General features: G+C 63.8%; 28 protein-coding genes. 12 read left to right on the top strand and 16 right to left on the bottom strand.

Annotated elements, in window-relative coordinates:
• Window positions 1–147: 147 nt before the first annotated feature.
• The 4 genes from C1A35_RS05385 to C1A35_RS05370 form a co-directional block, all read right to left on the bottom strand.
• Entirely contained in the window at window positions 148–1,089 is a 942-nt protein-coding gene (locus C1A35_RS05385) for an HlyD family secretion protein (RefSeq protein ID WP_104663294.1), read from the bottom strand.
• Entirely contained in the window at window positions 1,086–1,373 is a 288-nt protein-coding gene (locus C1A35_RS05380; RefSeq protein WP_104663293.1) for a DUF3302 domain-containing protein, read from the bottom strand. Before C1A35_RS05380 ends, C1A35_RS05385 begins: the two co-directional genes overlap by 4 nt.
• A gap of 108 nt (window positions 1,374–1,481) precedes the next feature.
• Window positions 1,482–2,984 (bottom strand): M81 family metallopeptidase, encoded by a 1,503-nt coding sequence (locus C1A35_RS05375; protein ID WP_104663292.1) that lies wholly within the window; start codon window positions 2,982–2,984, stop codon window positions 1,482–1,484.
• 485 nt (window positions 2,985–3,469) lie between these two features.
• A complete protein-coding gene (locus C1A35_RS05370) occupies window positions 3,470–4,264 on the bottom strand; it encodes a transporter substrate-binding domain-containing protein (RefSeq protein ID WP_234822763.1) in 795 nt (264 codons plus the stop codon).
• A gap of 254 nt (window positions 4,265–4,518) precedes the next feature.
• Between C1A35_RS05370 and C1A35_RS05360 the strand changes: the two genes are divergently transcribed.
• Window positions 4,519–5,430 carry a LysR family transcriptional regulator gene (locus tag C1A35_RS05360; protein ID WP_104663290.1) on the top strand — a complete coding sequence of 304 codons (912 nt, stop codon included), beginning with the start codon at window positions 4,519–4,521 and terminating at the stop codon, window positions 5,428–5,430.
• Here the strand turns inward: C1A35_RS05360 and C1A35_RS37245 are convergent.
• The 3 genes from C1A35_RS37245 to C1A35_RS05345 are packed head-to-tail and all read right to left on the bottom strand — an operon-like array spanning window position 5,354 to window position 7,481.
• Window positions 5,354–5,905 carry an aldo/keto reductase gene (locus C1A35_RS37245; protein WP_369126475.1) on the bottom strand — a complete coding sequence of 184 codons (552 nt, stop codon included), beginning with the start codon at window positions 5,903–5,905 and terminating at the stop codon, window positions 5,354–5,356. The genes C1A35_RS05360 and C1A35_RS37245 overlap by 77 nt on opposite strands.
• Window positions 5,805–6,875 carry an NAD-dependent epimerase/dehydratase family protein gene (locus tag C1A35_RS05350; RefSeq protein ID WP_104663288.1) on the bottom strand — a complete coding sequence of 357 codons (1,071 nt, stop codon included), beginning with the start codon at window positions 6,873–6,875 and terminating at the stop codon, window positions 5,805–5,807. Before C1A35_RS05350 ends, C1A35_RS37245 begins: the two co-directional genes overlap by 101 nt.
• A gap of 27 nt (window positions 6,876–6,902) precedes the next feature.
• Window positions 6,903–7,481 carry a TetR/AcrR family transcriptional regulator gene (locus C1A35_RS05345; protein ID WP_104663287.1) on the bottom strand — a complete coding sequence of 193 codons (579 nt, stop codon included), beginning with the start codon at window positions 7,479–7,481 and terminating at the stop codon, window positions 6,903–6,905.
• 66 nt (window positions 7,482–7,547) lie between these two features.
• Here C1A35_RS05345 and C1A35_RS05340 point away from each other — a divergent pair, with 66 nt between their 5' ends.
• On the top strand, window positions 7,548–7,736 hold the full coding sequence (locus C1A35_RS05340) for a hypothetical protein (RefSeq protein ID WP_158664973.1): 189 nt from the start codon (window positions 7,548–7,550) through the stop codon (window positions 7,734–7,736).
• A gap of 74 nt (window positions 7,737–7,810) precedes the next feature.
• Here C1A35_RS05340 and C1A35_RS05335 read toward each other — a convergent pair whose 3' ends face one another.
• Entirely contained in the window at window positions 7,811–9,769 is a 1,959-nt protein-coding gene (locus C1A35_RS05335) for an elongation factor G (protein ID WP_104663285.1), read from the bottom strand.
• 279 nt (window positions 9,770–10,048) lie between these two features.
• On the opposite strand from C1A35_RS05335, the gene C1A35_RS05330 reads away from it, so the two are divergent.
• Complete coding sequence (locus tag C1A35_RS05330; protein WP_104663284.1) at window positions 10,049–10,729, top strand: glutathione S-transferase family protein; 681 nt, start codon at window positions 10,049–10,051, stop codon at window positions 10,727–10,729.
• Window positions 10,730–10,872: 143 nt separating this feature from the next.
• Here C1A35_RS05330 and C1A35_RS05325 read toward each other — a convergent pair whose 3' ends face one another.
• Together C1A35_RS05325 and C1A35_RS05320 are read right to left on the bottom strand one after the other, a co-directional pair.
• A complete protein-coding gene (locus tag C1A35_RS05325; protein ID WP_158664972.1) occupies window positions 10,873–11,478 on the bottom strand; it encodes a hypothetical protein in 606 nt (201 codons plus the stop codon).
• Between the two features lie 125 nt (window positions 11,479–11,603).
• The gene (locus C1A35_RS05320; RefSeq protein ID WP_104663282.1) at window positions 11,604–12,581 is read right to left on the bottom strand and encodes a SphA family protein; all 978 of its coding nucleotides are present in this window, start codon (window positions 12,579–12,581) and stop codon (window positions 11,604–11,606) included.
• Between the two features lie 231 nt (window positions 12,582–12,812).
• On the opposite strand from C1A35_RS05320, the gene C1A35_RS05315 reads away from it, so the two are divergent.
• Together C1A35_RS05315 and C1A35_RS05310 are read left to right on the top strand one after the other, a co-directional pair.
• On the top strand, window positions 12,813–13,862 hold the full coding sequence (locus C1A35_RS05315; protein ID WP_104663281.1) for an aldo/keto reductase: 1,050 nt from the start codon (window positions 12,813–12,815) through the stop codon (window positions 13,860–13,862).
• Window positions 13,863–13,969: 107 nt separating this feature from the next.
• Window positions 13,970–14,266: a hypothetical protein gene (locus tag C1A35_RS05310; RefSeq protein WP_104663280.1), complete on the top strand. Its 297-nt coding sequence runs from the start codon at window positions 13,970–13,972 to the stop codon at window positions 14,264–14,266.
• Window positions 14,267–14,319: 53 nt separating this feature from the next.
• Here C1A35_RS05310 and C1A35_RS05305 read toward each other — a convergent pair whose 3' ends face one another.
• A complete protein-coding gene (locus C1A35_RS05305; RefSeq protein ID WP_104663279.1) occupies window positions 14,320–14,943 on the bottom strand; it encodes a hypothetical protein in 624 nt (207 codons plus the stop codon).
• 476 nt (window positions 14,944–15,419) lie between these two features.
• Between C1A35_RS05305 and C1A35_RS36620 the strand changes: the two genes are divergently transcribed.
• The 6 genes from C1A35_RS36620 to C1A35_RS05270 all read left to right on the top strand — a co-directional run bounded on the left by C1A35_RS36620 (window position 15,420) and on the right by C1A35_RS05270 (window position 19,436).
• On the top strand, window positions 15,420–15,824 hold the full coding sequence (locus C1A35_RS36620) for an antitoxin Xre-like helix-turn-helix domain-containing protein (protein WP_104663277.1): 405 nt from the start codon (window positions 15,420–15,422) through the stop codon (window positions 15,822–15,824).
• Entirely contained in the window at window positions 15,821–16,516 is a 696-nt protein-coding gene (locus C1A35_RS05290; RefSeq protein ID WP_104663276.1) for an RES family NAD+ phosphorylase, read from the top strand. The genes C1A35_RS36620 and C1A35_RS05290 overlap by 4 nt, the downstream gene beginning before the upstream one ends.
• A 425-nt stretch (window positions 16,517–16,941) precedes the next feature.
• Entirely contained in the window at window positions 16,942–17,382 is a 441-nt protein-coding gene (locus C1A35_RS05285) for a GNAT family N-acetyltransferase (protein WP_158664971.1), read from the top strand.
• A gap of 76 nt (window positions 17,383–17,458) precedes the next feature.
• Window positions 17,459–18,004 (top strand): GrpB family protein, encoded by a 546-nt coding sequence (locus C1A35_RS05280; protein ID WP_234822754.1) that lies wholly within the window; start codon window positions 17,459–17,461, stop codon window positions 18,002–18,004.
• A 74-nt stretch (window positions 18,005–18,078) separates the two neighbouring features.
• Window positions 18,079–18,480 (top strand): GFA family protein, encoded by a 402-nt coding sequence (locus tag C1A35_RS05275; RefSeq protein ID WP_104663274.1) that lies wholly within the window; start codon window positions 18,079–18,081, stop codon window positions 18,478–18,480.
• An 89-nt stretch (window positions 18,481–18,569) separates the two neighbouring features.
• Window positions 18,570–19,436 (top strand): DUF3883 domain-containing protein, encoded by an 867-nt coding sequence (locus C1A35_RS05270; RefSeq protein ID WP_234822752.1) that lies wholly within the window; start codon window positions 18,570–18,572, stop codon window positions 19,434–19,436.
• A gap of 56 nt (window positions 19,437–19,492) precedes the next feature.
• Here C1A35_RS05270 and C1A35_RS05265 read toward each other — a convergent pair whose 3' ends face one another.
• Window positions 19,493–20,260, bottom strand: a complete 768-nt coding sequence (locus C1A35_RS05265; protein WP_104663458.1) for an adenylate/guanylate cyclase domain-containing protein — start codon at window positions 20,258–20,260, stop codon at window positions 19,493–19,495.
• 207 nt (window positions 20,261–20,467) lie between these two features.
• On the opposite strand from C1A35_RS05265, the gene C1A35_RS05260 reads away from it, so the two are divergent.
• Window positions 20,468–20,788: a low molecular weight protein tyrosine phosphatase family protein gene (locus tag C1A35_RS05260; protein WP_104663457.1), complete on the top strand. Its 321-nt coding sequence runs from the start codon at window positions 20,468–20,470 to the stop codon at window positions 20,786–20,788.
• A 33-nt stretch (window positions 20,789–20,821) separates the two neighbouring features.
• Here C1A35_RS05260 and C1A35_RS05255 read toward each other — a convergent pair whose 3' ends face one another.
• The 4 genes from C1A35_RS05255 to C1A35_RS05240 form a co-directional block, all read right to left on the bottom strand.
• Window positions 20,822–22,261 (bottom strand): DUF1254 domain-containing protein, encoded by a 1,440-nt coding sequence (locus C1A35_RS05255; protein ID WP_104663273.1) that lies wholly within the window; start codon window positions 22,259–22,261, stop codon window positions 20,822–20,824.
• Between the two features lie 200 nt (window positions 22,262–22,461).
• The gene (locus C1A35_RS05250; RefSeq protein ID WP_104663272.1) at window positions 22,462–23,310 is read right to left on the bottom strand and encodes a hypothetical protein; all 849 of its coding nucleotides are present in this window, start codon (window positions 23,308–23,310) and stop codon (window positions 22,462–22,464) included.
• Between the two features lie 464 nt (window positions 23,311–23,774).
• Window positions 23,775–24,197, bottom strand: a complete 423-nt coding sequence (locus C1A35_RS05245; protein WP_104663271.1) for a YciI family protein — start codon at window positions 24,195–24,197, stop codon at window positions 23,775–23,777.
• A gap of 594 nt (window positions 24,198–24,791) precedes the next feature.
• A complete protein-coding gene (locus tag C1A35_RS05240; RefSeq protein WP_104663270.1) occupies window positions 24,792–25,490 on the bottom strand; it encodes a NapC/NirT family cytochrome c in 699 nt (232 codons plus the stop codon).
• Window positions 25,491–25,492: the final 2 nt, after the last annotated feature.

Raw genomic sequence — 25,492 nt, 5'->3', positions numbered from 1 at the left:
CGGGGCAACCGGCCGCACCGTGCCGCCCGCCAGGCCGATGCGCAACACCGATGCGAAAGACCGGAACGCCTCGACCGGTCCAACCGACCTTCCGCGAACCTCGCCCGCCTGCTCGGCCACGATCGGCCCGCCTGCGGATGACGAGGATCAGAACGGATTGACGTAGTTGGTGATCGCGATCTGGCGCAAAAGCACCCGGCGGATCACATGTGCGGCCTTCACCCGGTCGGTGAAGATCGCCGCGTCGCCCGTGGCGCCGGCCGGCAGCCGCGCGGCAAAGGCCTGGTCGTCGAGCTTCACCCGAACGATGAAGGGCGCGGCAGCGACCGTCTCCGGCGTCACCGCCGTGCCGGAGACGCGCGCCTGCCCGGATGCGATCGCCTGCAGCACGCCCTCGACATTGCCGGTATAGGTTTCGCCGGGCGCAAACTTGAAGGTCGCCTCCACCCTCTGGCCAGGTTGAATATAACGCGCATCGATCTGGTTGATCTCGACCCCGATGATCGTCTCCGACGTGTCGATAAAGGCCATGGCCGGTGACAGCGGCAGCGTCGTCACCCGCGCGCCCTTGCGCAGCGCAAGATTGGTCACGTAGCCATCGGCCGGCGCCCGCACCGTCGTCTTGCCGAGCTCCCACTCGGCATTGGTAATCTGCGCCTTCAGATTGTCGACGTCCGTCTGGCGCTGCTGCACGTCGAATTCGGTCGCCGCATCGCGCGACTGCAGCTTCGTCATCTGCGAAAGCCGCAGCTCCTGCAGCGACAGCTGCGCCTGCAGCGCATCCACCTTCGCCTGGTAGGGCACGGGGTCGATGCGGAAGAGCACGTCCCCGGCCTTGAGCGGGCTGTTGGCAGCGACCGGCACCTCCGTGACCTCGCCGGCGACATCGGGCACGATCGCCACCGAATTGCGCACCACCAGCGCCTCGCCCTGCGGCGCGCCCCAGTTCATCGGAATGAACAGGCCGACGAGCAGCAGCAGGAACACGATGACCGGCGAGATCTTCCAGAACAGGTTGAAAGGCACGATCCTGAACTTCACCAACAGGAACAGGATGGCCAGATAGACGTTGAGCAGGACGACGATCATGGCTGGCGCGCCTCGCTCGCATGAACTTCGCCGGCCGGGGCAGCATCGGGATGCCCCCCGCTTGGGCGCGGCACGTCGACATAGGCCCAGATGAGCGCAATCGGCCAGAGCGCGAAGCCGAGGAACAGCGTTACCCAGCCCGCAACATTGACGGCCTCGCTCCAGGGATGGTTGCGCCTTCTTGCGATCGAGCCCGGCAGCATGGCGAGAAAAATCAGCACGGCGACCGTGCTCACCACGAGCACGATCAGCACGATCCAGGCAAAGAGATCGATAAAACTCATAAAGTTCCGCTCCGTTCTTGACCGGAACGCTAGGCCCGGACCTCGGGCGCGCGGAAGTACGTAACAGTTACCACGTGCGCCCAAGCGGCTTGAGCGAAAGACACGGCCTCAGCCGAATTCACCCCGGTCCAGTGGATAGACCGGCCGCCGCACCCGCTGAAACTTGCGCGCGCCGATATTGGCGCTGCTGAGGCCCGTGCCGTCGATCTCGACGATATCGGACGCGATCGGCCCGAAGGCGGCGCGGAAGTGCTGCTGCGATTTGACGACGACGATCTGATAGTCGGACGGCTCGATGCCGACGGCGCGAAAGAGGTTGCGGTCGAGCATCTGCTGGCGCTCGCTGCAGATGAGGATGTCGATGCCTTCAACATGAAAGCGCACGCTCGGCCCCATCGTCGCCGGCAGGCCCTGGAACATCGGCCCCTCGAAGACGATCCTGCCGTCCGAGATCGCCTCCACCCTGCCCTTGACCTTGATCGGCCCGCCGCCGACCTCAGGGTCGATCTTGCAGCCGAGCGTCACCTCGCGTCTCGCACCGATGCCGGCGGCGATCAGCTCGGCCACGACTTCCGGATCGCAGAGCGCACCGAAAGCCGCGTTTCCGACGCCGATATCGAGCAGCCTGGCGAGCACGCAGGTGGAATCGCTGTAGGCGCCACAGCCGGGATTGTCGGAAAAATCAGCCACCACAAGTGGCCCGGCCTCCCCCTTGGCCAGATGCGCCGCAACGATGCCGGGCAGCGCATCGAGCGGCAATTGCACGTCCTGATGCTCCCGCCGGTCCCAGATCTCGCGGCAAAGCCGCTCGGCCTCGGCTTCCGCGTCTTCGGGCGCCAACCGGTTACGGTCGTAGCAGATGACCGCCGAGGGGCCGGTGTTGAAGATATCGGCATCGTAGAAGCCGGCATTGATCGAGGTCGCGAGCATGCCGTCGCGCGCCGCGATCCCGTCGGCGATCTCGAGCAGCTCGGTCATGGCGCAGGCATGCGTCGTGCGCCCGTCGTTGCAGCCGTTCAGCATCGGCGGCTGACGGATCGCGAGCGCCGGGCGGATCTCGCCGCGCATCGCGCGCTCCAGCAGCGCGCCGGCCTTGTGGGCGCATTCGGCCATGTCCACGTGCGGATAGGTGCGGAACGAGACGGCGATATCGAGCAGCAGGGCCATCTCGGGCGCGGAATTGGCGTGCAGGTCGAAGGTCGCGGCAATGGGCAAGTCCGGCCCCACCAGGCCGCGCACCACCTGCAGAAGCTGGATCTGCGCATCGTCAGCCGTTTCCGTGCACATGGCGCCATGAAAGACGACGAAGACCCCGTCGAGCTTTTCGCCATCAAGCGCGCTTGTCAGATCCGCGACGAAGCGCTGCCGCATCGCCTCCTCGATCCGCCCGCCGGGCTCGGCCCGCGCCGCCACGGTATAGACCGGCTGCCAGCCGTACCTGTCGCAACAATCAATGAAGCCGCCGATCTCCGAATTGGTGCCGCGGCAATGGGCCTCGATCTCGGCGCCGACGAAATAGTGGCAGGCCTCGAAGTCCCTGAACCCTGTCTTGAGCTTGGAAAACGTATTGGTTTCCTGGTTGAATTCGAGAACGGCGACCCTGAAGCTCATCGCATGCACTTTCGTTTGGCTGACTGGGAAGGAAGGAGACGGGCGCCGGGGAAACGCGAAACCCCGGCGCCCGTCTGTCGCCCACCGTGCGATGCGTCGAACGCAGCACGCGGCAAGCGAATTCTGTGTGGCTGGGCGGCCCTTGGATTTGAGGTTGCCTCACGCCCCTTTGGAGGGGCTGCCTCCACGGGAGGTTACCCCTCACGCGTCTTTAGAGGGATCTGCCCCTCACGCGTCTTTGGAGGGAGGCTGCCCCTCACCCTGACCCTCTCCCCGCAGGCGGGGAGAGGGAACGCGGATGAGCCGCGAGGCTGTGCCCTCCCGAGCGTTCCGGGAGGAAACCACAAGTGTCAGAGGTTACGGGCGAGCGGGCGCCCCCTCCCTTCTCCCCGCGCGGGGAGAAGGTGGCCGGCTGGCCGGATGAGGGGCAAGCGCGCATCGATGCTAGAGGCCAGAAGGCACCGGGCATCCAGCCGCGCCTCGCCTCAGCGAAAATACTCACTCGTCGTCTTCGGCTTCGCCATGATGTCGAAGTCGAAATACTGCTTGCGGATCTTCTCGTAGGTGCCGTTTTCCATGATCGTCTTCAGGCCCTGATTGAGTTTGGCCAAAAGCGCCTCGTCGCCCTTGCGCACGGCCATGGCGTTGCCCTCGGCCGTGTCGAGCACGAAGCTGTCGCCGACGAAGGCGCAGCAGCCGCTCTCTTCCTTGGCGAGCCACTCGGTAAAGGCCATCTGCCCTTCGAGGATCAGGTCGAGGCGGCCATTTTCCATGTCGAGAAACACCTCGCTCATCGTCGGATAAAGCTTCACTTCGCTTTCGGGAAAGAACTGCTGCAGCGCCTCGACCGCGACCGAGCCCGATTGCGTGCCGATTACCTTGCCCTTCAGCGCCTCGGGCGAGATGTCCTTGAGGCCCAGATCCTTGCGGGCGACGAAGCGCATGGCGTTGAAATAGTAGGGCTTGGTGAAGTCCACCTGCGTCTTGCGGTCCGGGTTGATCGCCATCGAGGCGATCATCACGTCGAACTTCTTGGCCTGCAGGGCGGGAATGATGCCCGCCCACTCGTTGGTGCTCCAGACGCAATCCACCTTGATCTCGGCGCAGACCGCCTGGCCGATATCGTAGTCGAACCCTTTGATCTCGCCGGCCGCCGTCACATAGTTGAACGGCGCATAGTCGCCCTCGGTGCCGATCGAAAGCGTCTCGGCCCGCACGCTCCCGCCGGCCATCAGTGCGAAGGCGGCGAATGCCGTCGCAGTCATGAACTTCTTTTTCATCTCGTTCCCTCCGTGCTTCGTTCGGCAATCCTGGAAACTGGGTCAAAGCGACTTCCGCCGGGTCCTTGCCCGATCCGTTCATTCGCCGGTTTGCCTGAATTTCCTGGATTTCCTGCCGATCCCGTTTGCGTTTTCGCTTTATTATGCTTCGACAATGCGGGACGAACCGGACCTTCGCAATGTGAAAGAAATCATTCCAGCCATCGAAATAATTCATGTAGGCTGACCGGCGCCACAGAACCCCGGAGCAACGGATGCGTGACCTGCCGAGCCTCAAATCCCTGCGCGCCTTCGAGGCGGCCGCGCGCAACGGCAGCCTGACGGCCGCCGCCGACGAGCTCTGCATCGGCCAGGGGGCGATCAGCCACCAGATCCGCAACCTGGAGCTCAATCTTGGCCTTCGGGTCTTCGTCAGAAAACAGCACGGCGTCGAGCTGACGCCCGAAGGCGGGCTGCTCTATGCCTCCTGCCAGCGCGCCTTCGACGATCTCGAAGGCGTCGTCCAGCACATCCGCCCGCGCGCAAGCGGCAAGATCCTGCGGGTGCGCGTCGGGCCGTTCTTCTCGATGAAGGTGATCGCGCCGCGCATCTCCGAATTTCTCGCCGCCAATCCCGGCGTGCAGATCCACCTCTCCCATCTCGAAACGATGACCGCCGGCACCGGCCCGGCCGATGTCACCATCGCCTATTGCCTGCAGCCGCCGGCCGGACGCTTCACCCGCAAGCTCCTGCGCGAACGCCTGGTGCCGGTCTGCGGCCGCGACCTCTGGCAGGACGACAGCCAGGCGCTGCTTTCCGGCAACCGGCTGCACTATCGCGGCCTTCAGGAGTGGCAAAGCTGGATCGCCTCCTCCGGCCTCGCCCTTCCGCGCAGCCGCCAGGACCTGATCTTCGACGACCAGCACATCATTCTCGAAGCGGTGAGAGAAGGCCAGGGCGTGGCCCTGATCGACCGCACCATGGTCGAACACGAACTCAAATCCGGTCAGATCCGCCTCGCCCACGAGCATTTCTACGAGCCGGCCGAAACCTACCAGTTCGTCTGCCAGGAAGACCTCCTGCGCACCAAGCCGGTAACAAAGGCCTTCCTCAACTGGCTGATCGCCGAGATCGAGGAGCGCGAGCGGCAGAGCGCGGAGGCGGTGCAGACATCTGCCACAAGCTAGCCGTCGGCGGCCGCGAACGTCCCTCCTTCCCAACGGAAGAACCGGCCACCGCACGCCCGTCGCGCACGGCGGTCGCCCCCTTAGACGGCGGCTCCTTGCACAGCCCCGGCGAGCGGATCGAGCGGGCCGTTACATCATCGGAGAGGATGATGGACGCCGCCGCGACGTTCTCCTCAAGGCGGCTGCGCCTGCGTGTGCCGGGGATTGGCACCACCTTGGCATTCAACTTGCGGGCCTGCATGTGCAGCCAGGCCAGCGACAGCTGGGCCGGGGTAATGCCGAGGCCACGCGCGGCTTCCTCGACCTTTGCCACCACCTGCCTGTTCGCCTGCTCGTTCTGCGATGCGAAACGCGGGAAATTGAGGTGGACTGGATCAAGGCAGGCAAGCCGGACACGGCGCCGCGACTGGAGGACCACCAGTGCTGACGGTCCGAAGCTCGTCCAGCCCCTGCTCCCGCGAGATGACGGGAACATAGCCCAGCTCCCGCTTTGCCTTGCCGATATCGAGCGAGATCTCGACGGCCGACGTGGCATAGGCCTGTGATGTCAGCGGAACGCTGATCCTCCCCCTGGAGAGGGCTGCGAGAACATCGCCGCCCCAGGCAACGGCTCTGACGACGGCGCGCGGAACGGATTTGTCCGGCGGGACGATCCCTTGCGTTTCCAGAAGCTGCGAGACGAACGTTCGGAACGGCACGGCATCGCCATCGGCGATGAAATAGACCTCCCCGCCCCGCCCGCTTGCAAGCGCAAGCGCCACGGCCTGGCACAGGTTGGCGACATGGGTGGTCGAGGTCAGGTAGGTGCCTCCCGCGATCCAGGCGAGCTTGCCGGAGCGGGCGGCCTCGACCAGTACCGGCAGCGCCGTGGTATCGTCACGCCCCCAGACGAAGCGCGGCCGAAGGGCAACGACCGAGAACGCCGGACTGCTGGCCGCAAGTGCGACACGCTCGGCCGCCGCCTTGCTGCGCGAGTAGCTGCCGGCCGGGCGGCGCGGAAACGGCGCCGTCTCGTCCACCTGCACCAGCGGGTGCCCATCGGCGAGCACGGATTCGGTGCTGATATGGATCGCTTTGCGGAGACCGGCGGCGCGGGCCGCCTCCATGACGATCCGCGTGCCCTCCTCGTTCACCCGGCGCTGCTGCGGCGTGCCTGGTCCATGATCGGTATCGGCCGCCGCATGGACAAGCGCATCGCAGCCCGCCATCCCGGCGGCGAAGTCTGCACTCAGCAGGTCGCCTATAAAGGCCGTCGCACCGAGTTGGCGGACGCGGTCGGCCGACCTTTGGCTGCGCGCCAGAGCGACAACGGAAACGCCGCCCGCAACAAAATGGCGGATGAGGTTGCGGCCGACATAGCCGCTGCCGCCGGTGATGAAAATGCGCCGGAACGGGGCGCGTTCGTCCGTGGCCACGGCGGATGTGGCATCGCAAGCTTCGTTCATTTCACTGCACCTATGAGGTTTGGACGCTTAGCGCGCGTCCGGATGATCGGCTGCCTGCGGGGTTGTAGTCACGAGCCAGTTGATTTCGCGCAGCACCTCGTCGCGGTCCGCACGCGAAAAATGATGAAAGTCGAGATATTCGAGGAACTTGAGACCCTCGAGCGCGAGATAGGCAAGCAACGCCCCGCGCGGCGACTGCGAGTTCTGGAGAATTCTCGCGATCGTCGCATCCTGGCTTGCCTGCATCTTCCGGCGCAAACCGGCATCGAGCGTAAGCGCCGCGCTCAGGTTCAGCGCCACTGCCCGGAATTCCTCGGGCGGCGGTTCGGCCGCAGCAACGATGCGCCCCCTGACCGCTCGATCCTGAAGATCACCGATCGTCGCTTCGATCCGGGCGTGGTGCTCGTTGTCGCGCTCAAAAGCCCGGTCGACGATGGCCTCGATCAGCGCCTGCTTGGACTTGTAGTCATAAAGCACGCTCGCCTTGCTGACGCCGGCCTCCTTGGCGACGGCATCGACGGTCAGGTTGGCAGCACCATCGCGACCGACGACCCGTTCGGCGGCATCCAGCACCTGCTGTTGATCAATTGCGCGTTTCCGGCCCATGGCTCCATCCGATTTATTTCCGACCGGATGGTTATAAATAATCTATCGGCGCCTTTGTCAAGCGCGTTGGATCCCTTAGAAAGCCGGATCGCCTCCTCAGGCCTCACCCTTCCGCGCAGCCGCCAGGACCTGATCTTCAACGACCAGCACATCATTCTGGAGGCGGTGAAGGAGGGCCAGGGCGTGGCCCTGATCTACCGCACCATGGTGCTGGCCCCGCCGTCTTCTCCACTCCAAAAAATCGAACATGGGTAAAAATGCACGCGTCAGCTGTGCAATTGCCAGGCGCCGCTGAGATCGTCACGCGTCGTTTTCGTGCCCTGCCTTGGCTACCCCGCCTGCTGCGCCCCATGGGCGTGGATTACCGCATCGGCCTCCTTGCCGTAGAGTTCCTCGAAATGGTCGAAGCTCTTGGAGAAGTAGCCGATGCCCTGCGTCGCCGCCCGGAGCGCCCGGGCGAGATCGTCGAGCGCCGATCCGGGCACCAGCGCGCGAAAGATGTCCCAGCCCTTGGCGGTCTCGTCGCGGTCGAAGCCGAGCACCTGGCCCTTGTAGGTGGAGACGATCGGCACCAGGCTGCCGGAATAGATCGAGGGGATGTGGATCTCGACGCGGATGACCGGCTGCATCAGCACCGCCGATGCCTGCGACAGCGCCTGGCGCACGCCCATCTTGGCGGCCGCGCGGAAGGCGAAGTCGTTGCTGTCGACCGAATGGTGCTGGCCGTCGGTCAGGGTCACGCCGACATCGATCACCTGGAAGCCGAGCGGCCCCTTTTCCATCGCCTCGCGCGCGCCCGCCTCGATCGCCGGGATGAAGTTGCGCGGCACTGCCCCGCCCTTCACCGTCTCGGCAAAGGAGAAGCCGGCGCCGCGCTCGTTCGGATGCACGCTGAGCTTGACGTCGGCGAACTGCCCGGCGCCACCGGTCTGCTTGCGGTGGCGGTAGTGCACATCGGACGGTTTCAGCACCGTCTCGCGGTAGGTCGGGCTCGGCGGCCTGTCGCTGACGCCGACATGGAAGACGTCGGCAAGCGTCCGGCAGAGGTCGCGCAGATGCATCGGCCCCTGCACGCAGACGAGCTGGGCACCGGTGCCTTCCTCCTGCATGACCGAAAGCGCGCGGTCGGTCTCGGCGAGCTTGGCGAGCGTGCCGGAAAGCTTGGTCTCGTCGCGCTCGCTGTCCGGCACCAATATGCGCTCCAGCATCGGCGTCGGCGGCACCGCCCAGTCCGGCGCATCGGCGGCGGTGTTGGCGGCAAGCAGCGCCGGCACCGGCAGATGGTCGGCCTTGACAGCGGCAAAGATCGCGCCCGCCTCGGGCGTCGCGTTCGCCACCGGCTTGCCGGTCGCCGGATCCTGCAGCGAGCCGATACCGCCGCCGCCAAGCGTCGTGCCCTGCTTGATGCCTGACGTCAGCGCCCTGACCAGCACGGTCTTGCCGACATTCGCCTTGTGATAGGCATGGAAGCTGACGGCCGAAAGGGATGCCTCGGCGATCGGGCCGGTCGCTGCCAGTCTCGCTCGAAGCGCATCGACCTGAGGCGCCTCGTGGCGCAGCGCCTTCATCAACCTCAGAATGCCGTTGGCGTGGCTTGCAGCACCCACCAGCACCGGGATGATGCGGTTTTCTTTCAGGAGCCGTGTGGAGATCGCATAGATCGTGTCGTTGGCCGGCAGCCGGTCCTCGATCAGCTCACCCAGCAGCCAGTCGTCGAATTCGGAGAAATGCTCGAGCAGTTCGGTGCGCGCCTCCTTTTCGCGCTCCATCGTCGTGTCGGGAATTGCGATCAGCGCCGAGGTCTGCCCCTCGCGGTAGCGCCAGGCGCGCTCGGAGATGAGGTCACAGGTGCCGACAATCTTGTCGCCCTCACGGATCGGCACCTGGCGCATGAGCAGCATGTGGCCGGAATAGTCCTGCAGCGCGGCAATGACGTCGCGCAACCGCCCCTGCGGCTCGTCCATGCGGTTGATGAAGAGAATGCAGGGCGTGCCCGACGCCTCGATCGCCTTCAGGTAGGGAGCGGCCAGCACCGCTTCCTCGGGCACCGGCGAGACGCAGAGCACGCAGGCGTCGCTGGCGATCAGCGCGTGCTGCGCGTGGCCCAGCGCCTCGGTGCCGCCGGGCGCGTCGAGCGCACACCAGGCTTCGCCACCAAATTCGAATTCCGTGAGGTTCAGTCCATAGGGTGAAGCAGCTTTTCTCGAGGCCCCCTCCAGACCGGCCAGCTTGTCTACCAGCGTGGTCTTTCCGGTCTGCGAGGGCCCAAGTACCGTGAAGCAGCGCATCGGCAATCCTCCCCTGTCGCGATGACGACGGGCGCCGAGCGTTGCGACGCCCTTGTTCTATTAATTCTAGGGCAGCTTTTGCGCTTTCAATGGCTGCCGGCAAATTCGCTGGCCTTCGCGTTGGCCTGCGTTGACAAATGGGCCCCACTCAGCCACAATCTGATTGCATATTTAAACCAGTATCAAAAAGATATCACTCATGATGGACAACCGCGCGCTCAGCGCTAGATCTATCGAAACATCAGCCTTGTCGAACCGTCCGAACCGGAGATCGCCTTGATGTCGCTTACCCTTTACCAGCACCCGCTCGCGTCCTTCTGCCACAAGGTGCTGATCGCGCTCTACGAGAACGACACGCCGTTCACGAGCAGCCTCGTCGACCTGCTCGATCCGGCGGAGGCCGCCCGCTTCGCCGCCCTCTGGCCAGCCGGCAAGATGCCGGTCCTGACCGACAGCGCCCGCGACGTGGTGATGCCGGAGACCTCCATCATCATCGAGTATCTCGATCGCCACTATCCCGGCGCGGTCAGGCTCATTCCCGACGACGCGGATCAGGCGCTGAAAGCCCGGCTCTGGGACCGCTTCTTCGATCTCTATGTCCACGTGCCGATGCAGAAGATCGTCACCGATACGCTGCGGGCCGAGGGTGAAAACGACCATCGTGGCGTCAAGGACGCCCGCGCGACGCTCAGGCTCGCCTATGGCATGGCCGACAAGCACTTCGCCGAAAACACCTTTGCCGCCGGCGACAGCTTCAGCCTCGCCGATTGTGCCGCCACGCCGGCTCTCTTCTATGCCGGCATCGTCGAACCCTTCGGTGAGAAATATCCGCATCTCTCGGCCTATTTCGAGCGGTTGCTCGCGCGCGCCTCCGTCCGCCGCGTGCTCGCCGAGGCGCGGCCCTATTTCCACATGTTCCCCTATAGGAACCTTATGCCGGCGCGGTTCGTCGAGGCCTAGAGCTGTCGCGCAAAAATGTGCAGCGGTTTGCGACGACGACATGCGACAAATCAATCACTTAAGGCGCCGAGCGGATCTGAAGGATCGCGACGCGCCTTAAGACACGGGGCGCGCGCCGCGCGTTTGCCGGCGTCAGCACCGGCTCAGCTATTGGCGCGGCGCCACGTTGTACCACCCTGCTGCTCCAGCCACATGGCGTTTTCGAACAGCACGCGTTCGTCGGAAATGCCCCGGCGAAACTGGCCGGTGATATGGCGGGCCAGCCGATCGGCGCGCTTCCCGTAGCGCGGGATGTCGCACCAGATGCAGACCCGGTCGAAGGTGCGTTGCAACATGTCAAGATCGTCGGGGCCGATCTGGCCGTCCGGTTCGCGTGCAATCTCCTGCATTGAAACCTCCTGGCTGCCATGGACCGGCATCTCGGCATCTGCTTGCGCCGCCGCCCGCAGATCGAAGCCGATCGTGTATTTCAAGGCGCCCCTCTCGCGGATGCCGCGCTGGTAGCAACTGAAGATGCGTCTTGCGATTGCTTCAGCCATCTCGCAGTTGCGCGGCAGACCGCGCTCGCGCAGGATCTCGCGGAAGATCTGCTCGATCTGGTTCATTTCGTGAGGGAGAAACGCCTTGGCGTTGACCGTGTCAAACATCGCGCGACCTCCTGAACTGGGGCGAAAGCGCGAATGATCTTCCAGCCGCCGGGGCCCGTAATACTGCCCAGCGATGGCGGGATTATGCGCCGATCCGGCCATAAAGCAACGTCGCCGCGCGCGAACCGGCCGCGGGTGATCGCTTTTCGCCCGGGGCAAAGACCTCGCAATCCTTTCCCGCCTGCGGAAGGTTGCCTCCAGCCGGGATGAAGGGCATCCCCTTCTTGCTATTTCACCTGTGCCGGCGGGGTGCCGATCGGGAAGGCGATGGTGACGAAGCCGGCCGTGCCTTCCGGCCGGTTCTTGGCGCCGAATTCCTGGAACACCTTGAGCGTCAGCGACACCGGCGTCTCGGCCATCTTGAAGTTGTAGCCCATGGTGCCGCCGATCGCCGCAATGCGGCCCTTGAAGGGGCCGAGCCCTGCGCCGGGGCCGCTGTCGCCGGTGACCTGCTGGTAGAAATAGCCCGCGACGCCGGCGGAGAACTCCTGGCCGAAATGCTTGGTCACCGCCCATTCCGCGTGGAATTCCGTACCCGTCCGATAGTCCGTCGCCGGGTTCTCGCCGTTGAAGGTGAAGCCGGCGGCGCCCGAGATGTCGAAGCCGGTTTCCGGATTGAACCAGGTGCCGGCGAGCGTGAAGTCGCCCGCCCAGCGGTTGAACGAGAGATTGGCGAGCTGCCCCTTCTGGTAGTCGCCGATCGGCACGTTGACCGAGGCATTCGCCGTCCAGTGGAAGTTGCCCTCGTGCCAGCCGAGCGTGGCACCGAGTACGGGGTCGCCGACGGTGAAGATGGAATCGCTGGCGTTTGCAGAACGGCCGGCCCGCGGTGCCGACAGCGTGGCGTCGACATCGGGGCCGCCGAAGGGCACGATCGCCGTGAAGCCGAGATTGCCGCCGAGCACCTCCTCCGGCATGACCCAGAGGCCGGTGCCGAAGACGCCGACCAGCGTCGCATCCACTTCACCGACGATCTCGCCGCCGAGCGGAAGCTGCTTGTTGCCCTTGAGCTCGCCGACATAGAAGTAGTTGTCGTTCTGGAAATAGGTCCCGGGCGGCGCCAGCAGGCCGGCCATCGGCCCGCGCGCGCCGAGCAAATAGAAGCCCGCGCCGTTTTCGGCAGCCTCCACGGTCGACGGCGCGATCATGCTGAACAGGCCGGCGGCAACAGCCGACGCGGAAGCCAGGCTTTTCGCGAACTTCATGAAAGTGATTCCCCTCATCTCTCGAGCGGAACGATATCACTTCGCCCTCATCAAGCCAGCCCTAACAAATCGCAGGGTTGCGTCTGCCTCACTCGATCGCGGACAGAAGCGAGCGGCCGAACCTTGCGCCAGCGGCGCTCGCCGCTACTTTGTCTGGGGCGGCGGCAGGCCCGGCGGGCAACGGAGCTGTTCCGCAAGGCTGATCCACGCGCGAAGCAAAGGACCCTGACCATGGAATACCGCTTGATCGGCCGTTCCGGCCTGAAGATTTCCACGATCACCATGGGCACCATGACGATCGGCGGCCGCGGCAAGTTCGCCGAGGTCGGCAATGTCGGTCTCAAGGAGGCGAGCCGTTATGTCGATCTCTGCCTCGATGCCGGCGTCAACCTGATCGACACCGCCGACATCTATTCGACCGGCCATTGCGAGGAGATCATCGGCGACGTGCTCGGCGGCAAGCGAAAGAACGGCGTGCTCGTCGCCACCAAGGCGCGCTTTTCCATGGGGCCGGGGCCGAACGACGGCGGGCTTTCGCGCCACCACCTGATCGCCGCCTGCGAGGCGAGCCTGAAGCGCCTGAAGACCGACGTCATCGACCTCTACCAGGTGCATCAATGGGATGGCCTGACACCGCTCGAAGAGACCATGGAAGCGCTCGACAGCCTCGTTCGCAGCGGCAAGGTGCGCTATATCGGCTGCTCCAACTATTCCGGCTGGCACGTCATGAAGGCGCTCGGCGTCAGCGCGCTCGAAGGACGCCAGCGCTTCGTCAGCCAGCAGATCCACTACACGCTTGAAGCCCGCGAGGCCGAATACGAGCTCCTGCCGATCGCCATCGACCAGGGGCTCGGCGTGCTCGTCTGGAGCCCGCTTTCAGGCGGGCTTCTCTCCGGCAAGCACCGGCGCGGCGAAACGCCCGATGGCACCCGCCAGCTCGCCGGCTGGAAGGAACCGCCGATCCGCGACGAGGAGCGGCTCTGGAAGATCGTCGACATGCTGGTGGCGATTGCGGGCGAACGCGGCGTGTCGCCGGCTCAGGTTGCGCTTGCCTGGCTGATCGGCCGCAGGGCCGTGACCTCGGTCATCATCGGCGGCCGCACCGAGGCGCAGTTCTCGGACAATCTCGCTGCCGCAAACCTGAAGCTTACCGACGAGGAGAAGGAACTGCTCGACGCCGTCAGCCTGCCGCCGGTCCTCTACCCCTACTGGCATCAGCTCTGGACCGCCAAGGACCGGCTCGGCGAGGCCGACCTGTCGCTGCTGGGCCCGCATGTTTGACGCATGCGGGAACGGACCTTCGACCCGGGCCGTCAGGATGAAGTCAAGGCGTTCAACACTGCTTTTTAGGAAAACCGCACCCAAGTTGCGTTGCTGGAGACAAAGTCGTGTATGACTTCAATCATTTAGAGCGCCGAGCAAAAGAATTAATCGCAAGCGGGAATGCAGCGGACGCCATCAAGCTTTATCTTTTCATGGCAGATGGCGACCAGTCGCTGGATGCCGGATATCTCGGAGAGCGACTGGGGGAGTGCTATGAGAACGTTGGCGACCTGCATGCCGCAAAATATTGGTATGGAAGAGCGGTAGAAGAAAATCCCGACGTCAGGCGGGCCTCCGTGGAAGCGCGTGAAAGGCTCCGCCAGGTCAGCATCGATCCTTTTCTGGGGGACGCAGAAAAGTAGTCGTGGCTCTCCAACCGCGCGACCACGGGCTGAAAACTAGTTTGCCAACGGACCTAGTTGGCAGCGAAGCAATAGAACAGCCCCTCGCCGCCGGTGCCCTTGAAGGCCTCGACCGTGCAGCCGCCGCGCGTCGCATGCGACGCGTTCCAGGATTTGGCCTCGGCGGAATCGTTCAGTCCGGTGCGGTCGCTGTGGCCGACGATCGCGGCCCCCTCGGCGCCGCCCATCGTCCAGTTGCCGCAGGTGTCCGTCGCCGCGGTACCATCGGCCTTCGAGCCCGTCAGGATGTCGTGGCGGTTGGGCGTGTCGCCGCGCCCGTTGATCACCTCGCCCTTTTCGTTGAGCGCCGTCTGCTTCGTCAGGTTGTTCTTGTCGCTGTGGAGCATTGCCACGTCATCAGCGATCTTCTCGCCCTTGGCGTTGTACCAGGGGCCGGTGCCGATCCGGTCCTTGGCGTTCTCCGCGTCCGTGGACAGATAGGCCTTCCAGCTCTTGCCGGTCGATCCCGCCGCCTTGGCGAGCGTATCGCAATAGGCGTCCGCCCCCTTGAGGCCACCGAGATCGCCACCCTTGCCGGGGTTCACGCTGGTGACGAAGAAACTCATGCTGGTGTCCTGCGCAGTGGCCGCGCCGGAACAGGCCAGGGCGAATGCGATTGCTGCAATTGCGCGCTTCATGGCTCTCTCTCCCATCAAAAGTGCCGAAAAGCCTATCGGCCGCGGCCAACGGAGTAAAATCGAATTGCCGTGATGGCAGAGCGCGCCACCGCGCACGACGGCAACGCAAGGCGCATGGCGACCTCTGCGCACCCCATCGGGTGAAGGGCGATGCAGGCGGCGTAGCATACGCGCTGCCCCTCATCCCCCTGCCGGGACCTTCTCCCCGTCACGACGAGGAGAAGGAGGCTTGCGGCACCCGCCCTGTCCAACCTCGTCTCCCTTGGGTTTGTGAGATCAGCCGCCGACTGGTGGCACCGCCGTCGTCCACGTCCCCTCTCCCCGCTTGGCGGGGAGAGGGTTAGGATGAAGGGCAGAACCGGGCGCATTCGCCCGGCGGCGCAAACGCGGGCATCAGCCGGCTACCCCTTGACTTCCCGCCTAACATCGCCATTTCATATCATATGATACGTCAGAAGACTTCATAGGAGACAACCATGGTCAGCGCCCAACCGGCATTTGCCCCCGATCGGCAAGCGGCCCGGCACGAGGAAGCGGTCATCGTCAGGGCCGTGGTGAAGGCCTGTGACCTCTGGAACCTCACCAACAAGGAGGCGGCCCAGCTCTTCGACGTGCCGATCGCCACCTGGAACCGGATGAAGGCCGGGGACTTCAAGGGCAGGCTCGACCAGGACAAGAAGATGCGCGCGAGCCTGATCGTCGGCATCTTCAAGGGCCTGCGCCTCTTCTTCAATGGCCCGCTCACCTATCAGTGGCCGAAGGCGGTCAACACCGGTCCGCTGTTTGCCGGCCGCTCGCCGGTCGACCTGATGATCGAGGGCGGCATTCCCGGGATGCTGAAGGTCCGGCGCTATCTCGACGGGTTGCGCGGCGGCCTATGATCGCGCTGCCCGAAATCGACTTCAACGAGCCGGCCACCGTCCGGCTGATCTCGACCGCCTATATCGACGAACCCGCCGTCAGGCCTCTCGCCGAGGATGACGACGAGATCGAGATCCTCAACCGGCTGGAGGCGATGACCTCGGCGCGGCTGAGCCCGCTGGCGCTGCCCGCGGGCGTCGACCCGGCCGAACTCCTGAACGAGACCTACGGTTATGGCTGGTCGCTGATCAACGCCGCCTTCTGCCATGCCCGCCCGCCTGGCAACCGCTTCAACGGCGAGGAGCGCGGCGCCTGGTACTGCGCCTTCGGCCCGCGTGCACTTCAGACCTGCCAGGCGGAAATCGTCTATCACCGCACCCGCGCGCTCAGCGAAGCCGGCAGCTTTCACGACATCGGCCGCTACCGCGAACTGATCGCCGGCTTCACCTGCCGCTTTCATGACGTGCGCGGCGAGAAGGGAGCCGCCTATCTCTCCCCCGACACCGCCGTCGCCTACCCGGCCGGTCAGGCGCTTGCCGCCACCATTCTGGCTGAGGGCGGCAACGGCCTGATCTATCCGTCGGCCCGCGACCCGGAGGGCGAATGCCTCGCCGTCTTTCGCCCCTCGGTCATCCAGAACGTCCGCCAGGGCCGCACCATCACCCTTGAATGGTCGGGCGCGCCCGAGCCGCGGATCGTGGAAGAGGCCTGAGCGGCGGGTCTGTTTCCCAGTTCGGCTGCCGACGCAATGTTGCTGCAATGCGCCCGTCAGAGAAGGGCTCGCTTTCCGGATTTCGGCGCGTAGAGTGGCCGAGCCGGTGCGGCCGAAACTGAAACAACTTCTAGATCAAATTCTTATTGACGTTTTGCCAGGCTGGGCGCCGTCCCCGCGCCACCATTGTTTGCCCCCAACTCCCTCGCCCGCTGATCGGGAGAGGGAACGGCAGCGGCCCGGCTCCGCCTACCCTTCGGTTCCCCTGCCCGCCCCGCAGAGGCTACCGCGCGCAAGAGCGCAGGATGCGGATGCCGAGAGCGCTGCAAGGTCCCTTCTCCCCGCTCGCCCCGCGGGGAGAAGGCGACCGCAGACGGGATGCTGCAGGCACTGCCGTTCAGCACAGCGTCGACCATGAGGAACGAATGACGATTACACTTTTGCCCGTCGATACCGTCGATGCTGATGTCATCCGAAAGCTCGACGTTCACGAAGATCAGATGGACTTCATCGCCAGCAACGAGGAATCCCTCGAAGAACTGGCCGAACGCCCCGAATGCGTCGGCTTTGCCGTGATGGCGGAAGGCGAGCCGGTCGGCTTTGCCATGTATGCGCTCGACCCGGATGACGGCAACCACTGGATCTACCGGCTGATGATCGATGCCCGCCACCAGGGCAAGGGTTATGGCGCCAAGGCGCTTGCAGCCCTCATCGAACAGATGGCCAAAATCCCCGAATGCGGCGACATCTATCTCGGCGTCTATCCGGAAAACACCCGCGCCCACGCGCTTTACCACCGCTTCGGCTTCCGCGAGACCGGCATGGTGCTGGGCGAGGAAAAGGTGATGCGGCTCGATCGAAACTAGACGATAAAAGGCCAAGGCAAGCAGCCTTCTTCCGCCCGGGCGGGAGAAGGCCCATGTCTTCGCCTCGGGTGCTACAATGGCACCGCCGTCCAAGGATCCGAAGGAGGCCACCCTGCCGCTGACCAGCCAGATTTCAGCCTATGATCCGCAATGGCCCGACCTGTTCCTCCTTGAGCAGCGGCGCATTCGGGCCGTATTCTCGGATGCACTGGTCGTCATCCATCATGTCGGAAGCACGGCCGTACCCGGTCTGGCGGCCAAGCCGGAAATCGATCTTCTGGTCGAGGTGGAAAGGCAAGAAGGCACGGCCGACGTGGATCATCGCATGGCATTGCTTGGATATGTTCGCGGCAAGGACCTCTCCAGGGACCATCATTTCTATCGGCGCGACATCAACGGGGTGCGAACCCACAAGGTTCATGTCTGTTCGTCGGGACATTGGCAGATCGCAAGAATGCTGCGCTTTCGCGACCTGCTGCGGGAGGACCCGACCCTGCGTGCCCGCTATCAGGAACTGAAGTTGCACCTTGAGGCCACGAACCAGCACGGGATCGGCGAGTACCTGGCCTTGAAAGCCCCGTTCATCGACGCGGTCGTGGGGCCCAAGCCCGAGCAATATTGACGTCCGGCGCCGATTGCGGACATCGGCCGATCGACGCACTATCCTTACCTGCGCATCAACAGGGGAAGCGGAACATGCTCGACGGCTCATGCCATTGCGGCAACGGAAAGTGGACATTTAAAGGCCATCCCGGTTCGATCACCGCCTGCAACTGCACCCTCTGCCACCGCTACGGCACGCTCTGGGCCTATGATTACGAGGGCGAACGCATCGCCGTCAGCGGCGAGCTCACCGCCTATACCCGCGCCGACGAAGGGAGCCCGACGCTCGAGATCCTGTTCTGCCCGACCTGCGCCGGCGTCGTCGCCTGGCGCAGCCTTCATCTTGACGAACGAGGCCGCCGGCGCATCGCCGTCAATCTCAGGCTCGCGGCACTGGAACAGGTCGCCAATCTCCCGATCGATCATTTCGATGGCTTGGCCACCTTCGAGGACCTGCCATCGGACGGCCGCTGCGTGCGCGATCTTTGGGCGTGATAAGTGAGCACAAGCATCGGTTGAGGCGAACTGAAACGCAATATCCGGGGATGAGGGTATAGGAGCATGGCGAGACGCTGCTTTTCCGGATGACTTATACCGATGTGCTGCGTAGCCTGGAGAGCATGGGATTGGGGAATTGGACAGATACGGAAAATGACGCGATCGTCGCGGCCTATTTTTCTATGCTACGCGACGAACTTTCTGGTCAATCCTACAACAAGGCCTTGCACAACCGGGTTCTGCAAGACGCGCTCGGAAGAAGTCGCGGCTCGATAGAATTCAAACATTGCAACATTTCGGCTGCTGCGAAAGGGTTTGGTCTTCCCACTCTCAGCGGTTACCAGCCGCGGTTCAATTTTCAGATGTCGTTGGCCGAGGCAATATCCCGTTGGTTAGCGCAGCATCCGCAATGGGACAGTGTCCTTGGTTCCCGTCCGGCATCCGGCATGGCCGAGCCACTGGCGCTGTTCATCGGTGTCCCGCCCACTCTCCACAATGCCCCACCACCCGACGAATTGACACAGATGCAGACGGTCGCTCGGCGTTTCGATGTGGCCGGGCGGGACGAACGCAACCGTGCACTCGGCCGCGCTGGAGAAGAGCGCGTATTCCATCACGAACGCGCACAGCTACAACAGAGCGGTCGTCAGGATTTGGCCCGCCAGGTTCGGTGGGTGGCGCAGGAAGATGGCGATGGCGCGGGCTATGATATAGCGAGCTTCACGCCGGATGGGCGCGCGCGTTTGATCGAGGTTAAGACCACCAACGGTTGGGAACGAACGCCATTCCATATTTCGCGCAACGAACTTGAGGTGGCTGAGATGCGACGCGAGGAGTGGTGCCTCCTCCGTCTCTATGATTTCTCACGCCACCCACGGGCCTTTGAACTGCGACCGCCTCTTGACGCTCATGTCTCGCTCATCGCAACCAGCTATCAGGCAAGTTTCCACTGAGCAAGTTGAAGCGGTTCACCTCGACACGAGGGAAATGCGCAAACGTTTCAAGGCAGTCAATGGGTCGCTAGCACCCGCGCCTCCACCGGCAGATCGATGCCTTTCAGGCTCAGCAGCCGCGTTGCGGCGTTCGACACAAGATCCCCGGCCTCGCTGGCGGTTTCCGCCGAGATCAGGATTTCCCCCGCCTCCGCCTGGGATTCGAGCCGCGAGGCCAGGTTGACCGTGCCGCCGATCGCGGTGAAATCGCTGCGGAATGTCGAGAACTCGCCGATCTCGACCTCGCCCGAGTGAATGCCGACACCCACCCCGAGCGGCGCGTCGCCAAGGCCAGCGAAGTCGAGGCGGCCGAGGGCATCGGCGCAATGCTTCTGGATATCGAGTGCTGCCCGGATCGCCGCGTCCGCGTGATCCTTCCGGATAATCGGAAAATTGAAGATCGCCATCAGCCCGTCGCCCATGGTCTTGTTGACGATGCCGTCATGCGCCCAGATGGCCTGAGCGCAGCGATCCTGAAACAGGCTGACGATCTCACTCAATCTCATCCGCTCGATCCGCTCCGACAGATGGGTGAAGCCGCGGATGTCGGCAAAGAGGATCGTGGCACTTGCCGCAACGTGACTTTGCTTCTTCACGTAACGGAAGGAGCGCTCGCAGATCGTGCAGATGTTCGGATTCATCTTGCTGCGGGTAATCCCGAAGGCGCGAAACGGCAGCGCCAGGGGCCCGCGGATCGGGATCGGCATATGCATCTGGTCCCAGCAGCCGCGGCAGATGCGGGCGTCGCCGCGGTGGTTTTGCTGAATGGCAGAGGCTTCGGTCATGGGCTGCATCTGCTCCGTCTTCAAAGAAGTGAAGAGCATGGAGCTTCTGCCATTTGGCAAGGTTTAGCAACGGCTGGAATAGCGTGAACCCTAGCGCATCAAGAGGTCGCCGCCGGCAGTGGCGAAGCGCGGGACCGCTCAGCCCGCATGGACGCCTTCCCGCCCAGGTGGTATCGCTGGCGTCCTTCGCTCAAGGTAAGGCACCCGTTGAAAAACGTTCTCTTCGTCTGCAGTCAGAACAAGCTGCGCAGCCCCACCGCCGAACAGGTGTTCGCGGGACGGTCGGATATCGAGGTTTCGTCAGCCGGCACGAACAACGACGCCGAAAACCCGCTTTCGCAGGAGCAGATCGAATGGGCAGACATCATCTTCGTGATGGAGCGGGCCCATCGCGCGAAAGTCCAGAAAAGGTATCGATCCGCCCTCAGGAACAAACGCCTGATATGCCTGGGCATTCCGGATGATTACGCGTTCATGGATCCCGACTTGATCGAGTTGCTGAAGGCAAAGGTGCCCCAGTTTCTCTAGAGTCGAAAGGCACGCGCTGCATTCCGGCCTGTCCTAACCCACCTTCTTCGCCGCCGGGATCACCCAGGAACCATCGAGGATCGACGGCGGGCTGTCGTCCGGCCAATAGAGCCGCATCATCAGGATGAACTTGCCCTTGGGCGCCGGCAGCCAGTTGTTTTCCTTATCCTTGCCGGGTGATTCATTCTGGATGTAGATCTCCGTCGAACCGTCGGCATTGGCCTTGGGGCCGACCCGGGCGCTGATCGAATAGCGGTTGAGCGGATTGTCGACGAAGAAATAGTTCTCGTCGTACATGGTGATCGACCAGAAGCCGCGCACCGGCGGCAATTGGCCCTTTGGGAAGGTGATGACGTATTTGTTGGAGCCATGATAGGCGCGGGAAACCAGGCCGTCCCTGGACTTCAGCGACGTCGGATAGATCGCATCCTGCGGACGGTTGGCACCAAGCCCGATCGCCGTGATCAGCGCGCGCTGCAGGTAGTTTGTGCCGTAGATACCGGTCTTGGTGGTAAAACCCCAGCCGTTGATATTCTGCACGTCGCCATCGCTGAACTTGAAGTGCAGCATGATGCGGTGGAACGCCATTGCGGGGATGCGCGAAACGAAGGCGGCGTCGAGCTTGCTCTTGTCGAAATCCTGGCCCGGCACGATACCGATCTCGGCAAACTTGGCGACCGCTTCGCCATCCGCCGCCGTCGGCGGATTGGTCTTCATCAGCTCGCAAAGCAGGGTGAAATAGTCGACCGCATCCATGCGGTTAACCTGTTCGCGCACCGCGGTCTTCATGTCGATCGCCGGATCGACCTTGCCCGCCGGCGGCGTCCAGTCCTTGCCGTAGGCGCTCAGCGGACAAAGCTTGCATTCATCCTGCAGCGCGTGCACCGCCGCATAGTCCTCCGGCGTGCCGTCGCAGTAGATGCGCCCGAGGATCCAGACGATGCTCGTCGGCGATTTGTATTCGGTCACGCCGTCCGGAAGGCTGCCCTGCCAGCCTGGCCCGGTAATCGCATAGGCCTGAGGGCCGCCGCCGGTCGTGCGTTTGCCCGGCACCTGAAACACCGTCGTCCAGCCGTCGAGCATCGGAAACAGGAAGAACCGATCCTTCATGTCGGGGATCGACAAGACCCAGGGTTCCTTGCCGACATCGACGAAGGCGGTCGTATAGAGCGTATCGGCGTTCGGCGCGGTCACGTCCTTGAAGGACGCATTCGGATACTGGCGCAGCTTGATGATGTGGCCCATCGGCCCCTTGCTGCCTTCCGCCTTTTCCACGTTGGTGATGACGCGGCGGGTGATTTCGGTCGTCACCAGCGGATAACCGTAGATATAGGCCTCGACCGCCAGCCAGAATTCGTCCGCAGCCTCGACCGGATCGAAAAGCGGAGATTCCAGCGCATTTGCAAAGGAAAACGAAGCTGTTGCCAGCAGGCCAGCGCTTCCCAAAGCGATGGCTCGACGGGTCATGTCCATGATTGCCTCCCCCTGTTCTCTCAACGCGAAGGAGGTTAGCACATGCTAAATTACACCACCAGACATTGTGTTCTCTGAACTTGGCGTTGAGATCAATGGCCGACGTCACACCGCTCGCCCCATTGCAACCGCCGGCATTTCTCAGCCGACCGTCGGCCGCCCCGCAATGCGGGGCAGCCCAGGACCTCGACGAAAGCCGATCAGAACGACAGGCGGTTGCTGGACCAGACCGGGCCGAAGCGCTCTTCTTCCTTGAGAGTGTTGGAGCCGTAAGAGAAGCGCAAGCCCCCGAAGATGGTGCTCGTATCGCCGGAGACCGATGCGCTCAGGCCCGATAGCTCCTCGTTGGTGTATTTGTAGCCGGCAAAGAGCGTGACGGGCACGGTCTCCAGCCGGTAGTTGGCCGTCAGCTTCAGGCTGCGCAGGTCGTAATCCAGGTCGCCTTCGCTGATGCGATGGAGCGAGCCGTCGACGTCGAAGCGCAGGTTGTCGGTCGCGTAGACGCGGGCGCCGAGCGCACCCATGTAGTGGTTGGCGTCGATGTCTTCGAAGTCTTCCACGACCGCCTGGCCATAACCGAGTGCGCCGTGCAGCGTCCAGGTATCGAGGAAATAGGCCGCTTCGACGCCGCCCATGTAGTCGTTGAGGTCGACGCCGATGCCCGGATCGAGGCGTGCCCCTTGCGCGAAGACGCCGGCCGCAAAGAGATCGTTGCGGTAGTAGCCATGCAGCGCGCCGTCATAGCTGTCGGTATCGAGATCCTCGTAGGAGGCGCGCGTGTAACCGAGATCGACCTGCAGGTTCATGCCGGCGCCGGCGTCGAAATTCACCGCACCGCGAAGATCCCATGCATCCGCATCGATGTCGCCGGGCGAGTCCACGGCCGCGCCATAGGAGCCCTCGATATAGCCGGTGATGCCGCCGGACGCCTGCTCCACCGGCACTTCATAGGCGTCCTCAGTCCCCACCAGCGGACCGTCGATGTCCGCGGCGACTGCCATCCCGACGCTTGAAAAGAGAAAAATGACGAAACTGCTCGTCCTGACCATTGCCCCACTCCGGTTAAAGCCCCGGAGCAAATGTAAACAATCATGGTTAATGCAATCTCTACGGGAAGCAGGGCAGACGTCCTGCCAACGTCGACACGATCCGGACACTGTGGCAGCCGTTCATCCCGCGGACGGCCTTCGTCCCGCTCGCCGCGCAAGCACTTGAGGCTGCCCCTCCTCCCGCGATGAGGACTTGCCCCTCATCCGCCTCGTAAGGGCTTGCCCCTCATCCGGCCTGCCGGCCACCTTCTCCCCGCGGGCGGGGAGAAGGGCACGCGAGGCACCCGCTCGCCTCGACGGCAAGCGCCAGAGTTTCACTTCGGCGGTTTGTCGTGGACGCCCCGAACCTGGCTCGTCCCCTCTCCCCGCTTGGCGGGGAGAGGGTTGGGGTGAGGGACAAGCAGGATTGATCCTCAGGCCCGAGAAGAGAGGCAGGCCCTCCCCTTGAGCTCGACGGAAAACCCTTACTGGTTGGAGATCTTCTCGCGCAGCTGCTCGTCCCGGGCAGCGATCTCCGGTGTCACCGCGTCGCCGAAATCCTCCATCTCGAAGACCGGGCGGATTTCGATTTCGCTCGGACCCGGCATCGGGTTCGGGCAGCGCTTCACCCAGGCGATCGCCTCGGCCATGTCCTTGACCGTCCAGATCCAGAAGCCGGCGACCAGTTCCTTGGTCTCGGCAAACGGACCGTCGATCACCATGCGATCGGCGCCGTCGAAGGCGACGCGGGCGCCGCGCGAGGACGGATGCAGGCCCTCGCCTGCCTGCATGATGCCGGCATTGACCAGCTCCTCGTTGTACTTGCCCATGGCTTCCAGAAGCTCGGTCGACGGCATGTTGCCGGCTTCGCTGTCCTCGGTCGCCTTTACAAAAACCACTACGCGCATTGTCCATTCTCCTCTGTCACGCCAGCCCCGGTCCTCGTGACCCCTGGGGGTACCGGCGTGGTGAAACCCAAATAGGTAGAGCGGATTGCAGGCGAAAGACCCGCACGGATTTTTTTCCTATCCCGCTCCGGTGGAGAAAGCCGGATTGGCCTTCCTGGCTAAATGACGAACGGGAAACGGCGGTGCCGACAGCGGTGGCGATTTTTTTTCTGAAAAAAGTTTGGCGTGGGGAAACGAACAGTGACGGCCCCCGCCCGTCCATCGCCGCCAAAGCGAGTATGCCCCGTTTGGCTCGGCGGTCGCAGCACCCTCCACCCTCATCTCTGTGCTCGTCACAGAGAACCAGCGGCCGTGCGTCGGCACGGCGGGGAGTACGGTCTTGGCGCGTTACCTTCCGGCTTGGCGGGAAAAGTCCCTCGCGCCGCGGACGCGACGCGGCTGGATTCCTGTGACAAGCACAGGAATGAGGGAGGCAATGTTGGCGCCAGCAGAGGCCATCACTTGCTCGGCCTTGCCCAAGGACCGCAAAAAGGGCCACGCCGCACCGGCATGGCCCTGGAGAATTCAATGCGGCTCTGGCGGGCCGCCGCTCGCCTACTGCGCCTGCATGTGCAGATCCGCCATCGCCTGCCGCAGATCGTCGATCGGCGTCTGGTTCGCCATCTTCTTGCCTTCCAGTTCCGGCGGCATCTTCCAGCCGGGGTCGATGCCTTCCATGTTGGGCAGCTCGTGCGCGATGCCCTTGTGGCAGTCGATGCAGGTGGCCTTGCCCGAAAGCAGGTAGCGGGTGTGGATCTCCGCCGCGCGTTGGGTCTGCTTCTGCAGGTCCATGGCGACGGACGAATGGCAGTTGCGGCATTCCAGGCTGTCGTTGGCCTTCATCCGCGCCCATTCGTGCTGCGCCAGCTCCAGCCGCTTTTCGAGGAATTTCGGCCTTGTGCTGATGGTGCCGAAGATCTTGCCCCAGACTTCCTTCGAGGCCTGCATCTTGCGGGCGATCTTGTCGGTCCATTCATGCGGCACGTGGCAGTCCGGGCAGCTGGCGCGCACGCCGGAGCGGTTGGAGAAGTGGATGGTGCGGGTCAGCTCCTGGTAGACGTTGTCGTGCATCTCGTGACAGGAGGTGCAGAACTTCTCGGTGTTGGTAAGTTCCAGCGCCGTGTTGAACGCACCCCAGAACATGACGCCGCCGACGAAGCCACCGAGCGTGAGGAAGCCGAGGCCCAGCGTGCCCGCCGGCGTCTTCATGATGCCCCAGGCCCAAAGGATGATTTTCCTGATCCATGCGATCATGT

The organism is Ensifer adhaerens, from assembly GCF_002940685.1.
Lineage (GTDB): Bacteria > Pseudomonadota > Alphaproteobacteria > Rhizobiales > Rhizobiaceae > Ensifer > Ensifer adhaerens_E.
The sequence above is the reverse complement of the archived record's forward strand: the minus strand, read 5'-3'. Positions and strand labels throughout refer to the sequence as shown.

Bases quoted from the DNA above. Each gene is read 5' to 3' on its own strand.
- C1A35_RS05385 (WP_104663294.1), bottom strand. From the start codon at position 1,089: ATGATCGTCGTCCTGCTCAACGTCTATCTGGCCATCCTGTTCCTGTTG.
- C1A35_RS05380 (WP_104663293.1), bottom strand. From the start codon at position 1,373: ATGAGTTTTATCGATCTCTTTGCCTGGATCGTGCTGATCGTGCTCGTG.
- C1A35_RS05375 (WP_104663292.1), bottom strand. From the start codon at position 2,984: ATGAGCTTCAGGGTCGCCGTTCTCGAATTCAACCAGGAAACCAATACG.
- C1A35_RS05370 (WP_234822763.1), bottom strand. From the start codon at position 4,264: ATGAAAAAGAAGTTCATGACTGCGACGGCATTCGCCGCCTTCGCACTG.
- C1A35_RS05360 (WP_104663290.1), top strand. From the start codon at position 4,519: ATGCGTGACCTGCCGAGCCTCAAATCCCTGCGCGCCTTCGAGGCGGCC.
- C1A35_RS37245 (WP_369126475.1), bottom strand. From the start codon at position 5,905: ATGTTCCCGTCATCTCGCGGGAGCAGGGGCTGGACGAGCTTCGGACCG.
- C1A35_RS05350 (WP_104663288.1), bottom strand. From the start codon at position 6,875: ATGAACGAAGCTTGCGATGCCACATCCGCCGTGGCCACGGACGAACGC.
- C1A35_RS05345 (WP_104663287.1), bottom strand. From the start codon at position 7,481: ATGGGCCGGAAACGCGCAATTGATCAACAGCAGGTGCTGGATGCCGCC.
- C1A35_RS05335 (WP_104663285.1), bottom strand. From the start codon at position 9,769: ATGCGCTGCTTCACGGTACTTGGGCCCTCGCAGACCGGAAAGACCACG.
- C1A35_RS05330 (WP_104663284.1), top strand. From the start codon at position 10,049: ATGTCGCTTACCCTTTACCAGCACCCGCTCGCGTCCTTCTGCCACAAG.
- C1A35_RS05325 (WP_158664972.1), bottom strand. From the start codon at position 11,478: ATGGCCGGATCGGCGCATAATCCCGCCATCGCTGGGCAGTATTACGGG.
- C1A35_RS05320 (WP_104663282.1), bottom strand. From the start codon at position 12,581: ATGAAGTTCGCGAAAAGCCTGGCTTCCGCGTCGGCTGTTGCCGCCGGC.
- C1A35_RS05315 (WP_104663281.1), top strand. From the start codon at position 12,813: ATGGAATACCGCTTGATCGGCCGTTCCGGCCTGAAGATTTCCACGATC.
- C1A35_RS05305 (WP_104663279.1), bottom strand. From the start codon at position 14,943: ATGAAGCGCGCAATTGCAGCAATCGCATTCGCCCTGGCCTGTTCCGGC.
- C1A35_RS36620 (WP_104663277.1), top strand. From the start codon at position 15,420: ATGGTCAGCGCCCAACCGGCATTTGCCCCCGATCGGCAAGCGGCCCGG.
- C1A35_RS05290 (WP_104663276.1), top strand. From the start codon at position 15,821: ATGATCGCGCTGCCCGAAATCGACTTCAACGAGCCGGCCACCGTCCGG.
- C1A35_RS05285 (WP_158664971.1), top strand. From the start codon at position 16,942: ATGACGATTACACTTTTGCCCGTCGATACCGTCGATGCTGATGTCATC.
- C1A35_RS05280 (WP_234822754.1), top strand. From the start codon at position 17,459: ATGGCACCGCCGTCCAAGGATCCGAAGGAGGCCACCCTGCCGCTGACC.
- C1A35_RS05275 (WP_104663274.1), top strand. From the start codon at position 18,079: ATGCTCGACGGCTCATGCCATTGCGGCAACGGAAAGTGGACATTTAAA.
- C1A35_RS05270 (WP_234822752.1), top strand. From the start codon at position 18,570: ATGACTTATACCGATGTGCTGCGTAGCCTGGAGAGCATGGGATTGGGG.
- C1A35_RS05265 (WP_104663458.1), bottom strand. From the start codon at position 20,260: ATGACCGAAGCCTCTGCCATTCAGCAAAACCACCGCGGCGACGCCCGC.
- C1A35_RS05255 (WP_104663273.1), bottom strand. From the start codon at position 22,261: ATGGACATGACCCGTCGAGCCATCGCTTTGGGAAGCGCTGGCCTGCTG.
- C1A35_RS05250 (WP_104663272.1), bottom strand. From the start codon at position 23,310: ATGGTCAGGACGAGCAGTTTCGTCATTTTTCTCTTTTCAAGCGTCGGG.
- C1A35_RS05245 (WP_104663271.1), bottom strand. From the start codon at position 24,197: ATGCGCGTAGTGGTTTTTGTAAAGGCGACCGAGGACAGCGAAGCCGGC.
- C1A35_RS05240 (WP_104663270.1), bottom strand. From the start codon at position 25,490: ATGATCGCATGGATCAGGAAAATCATCCTTTGGGCCTGGGGCATCATG.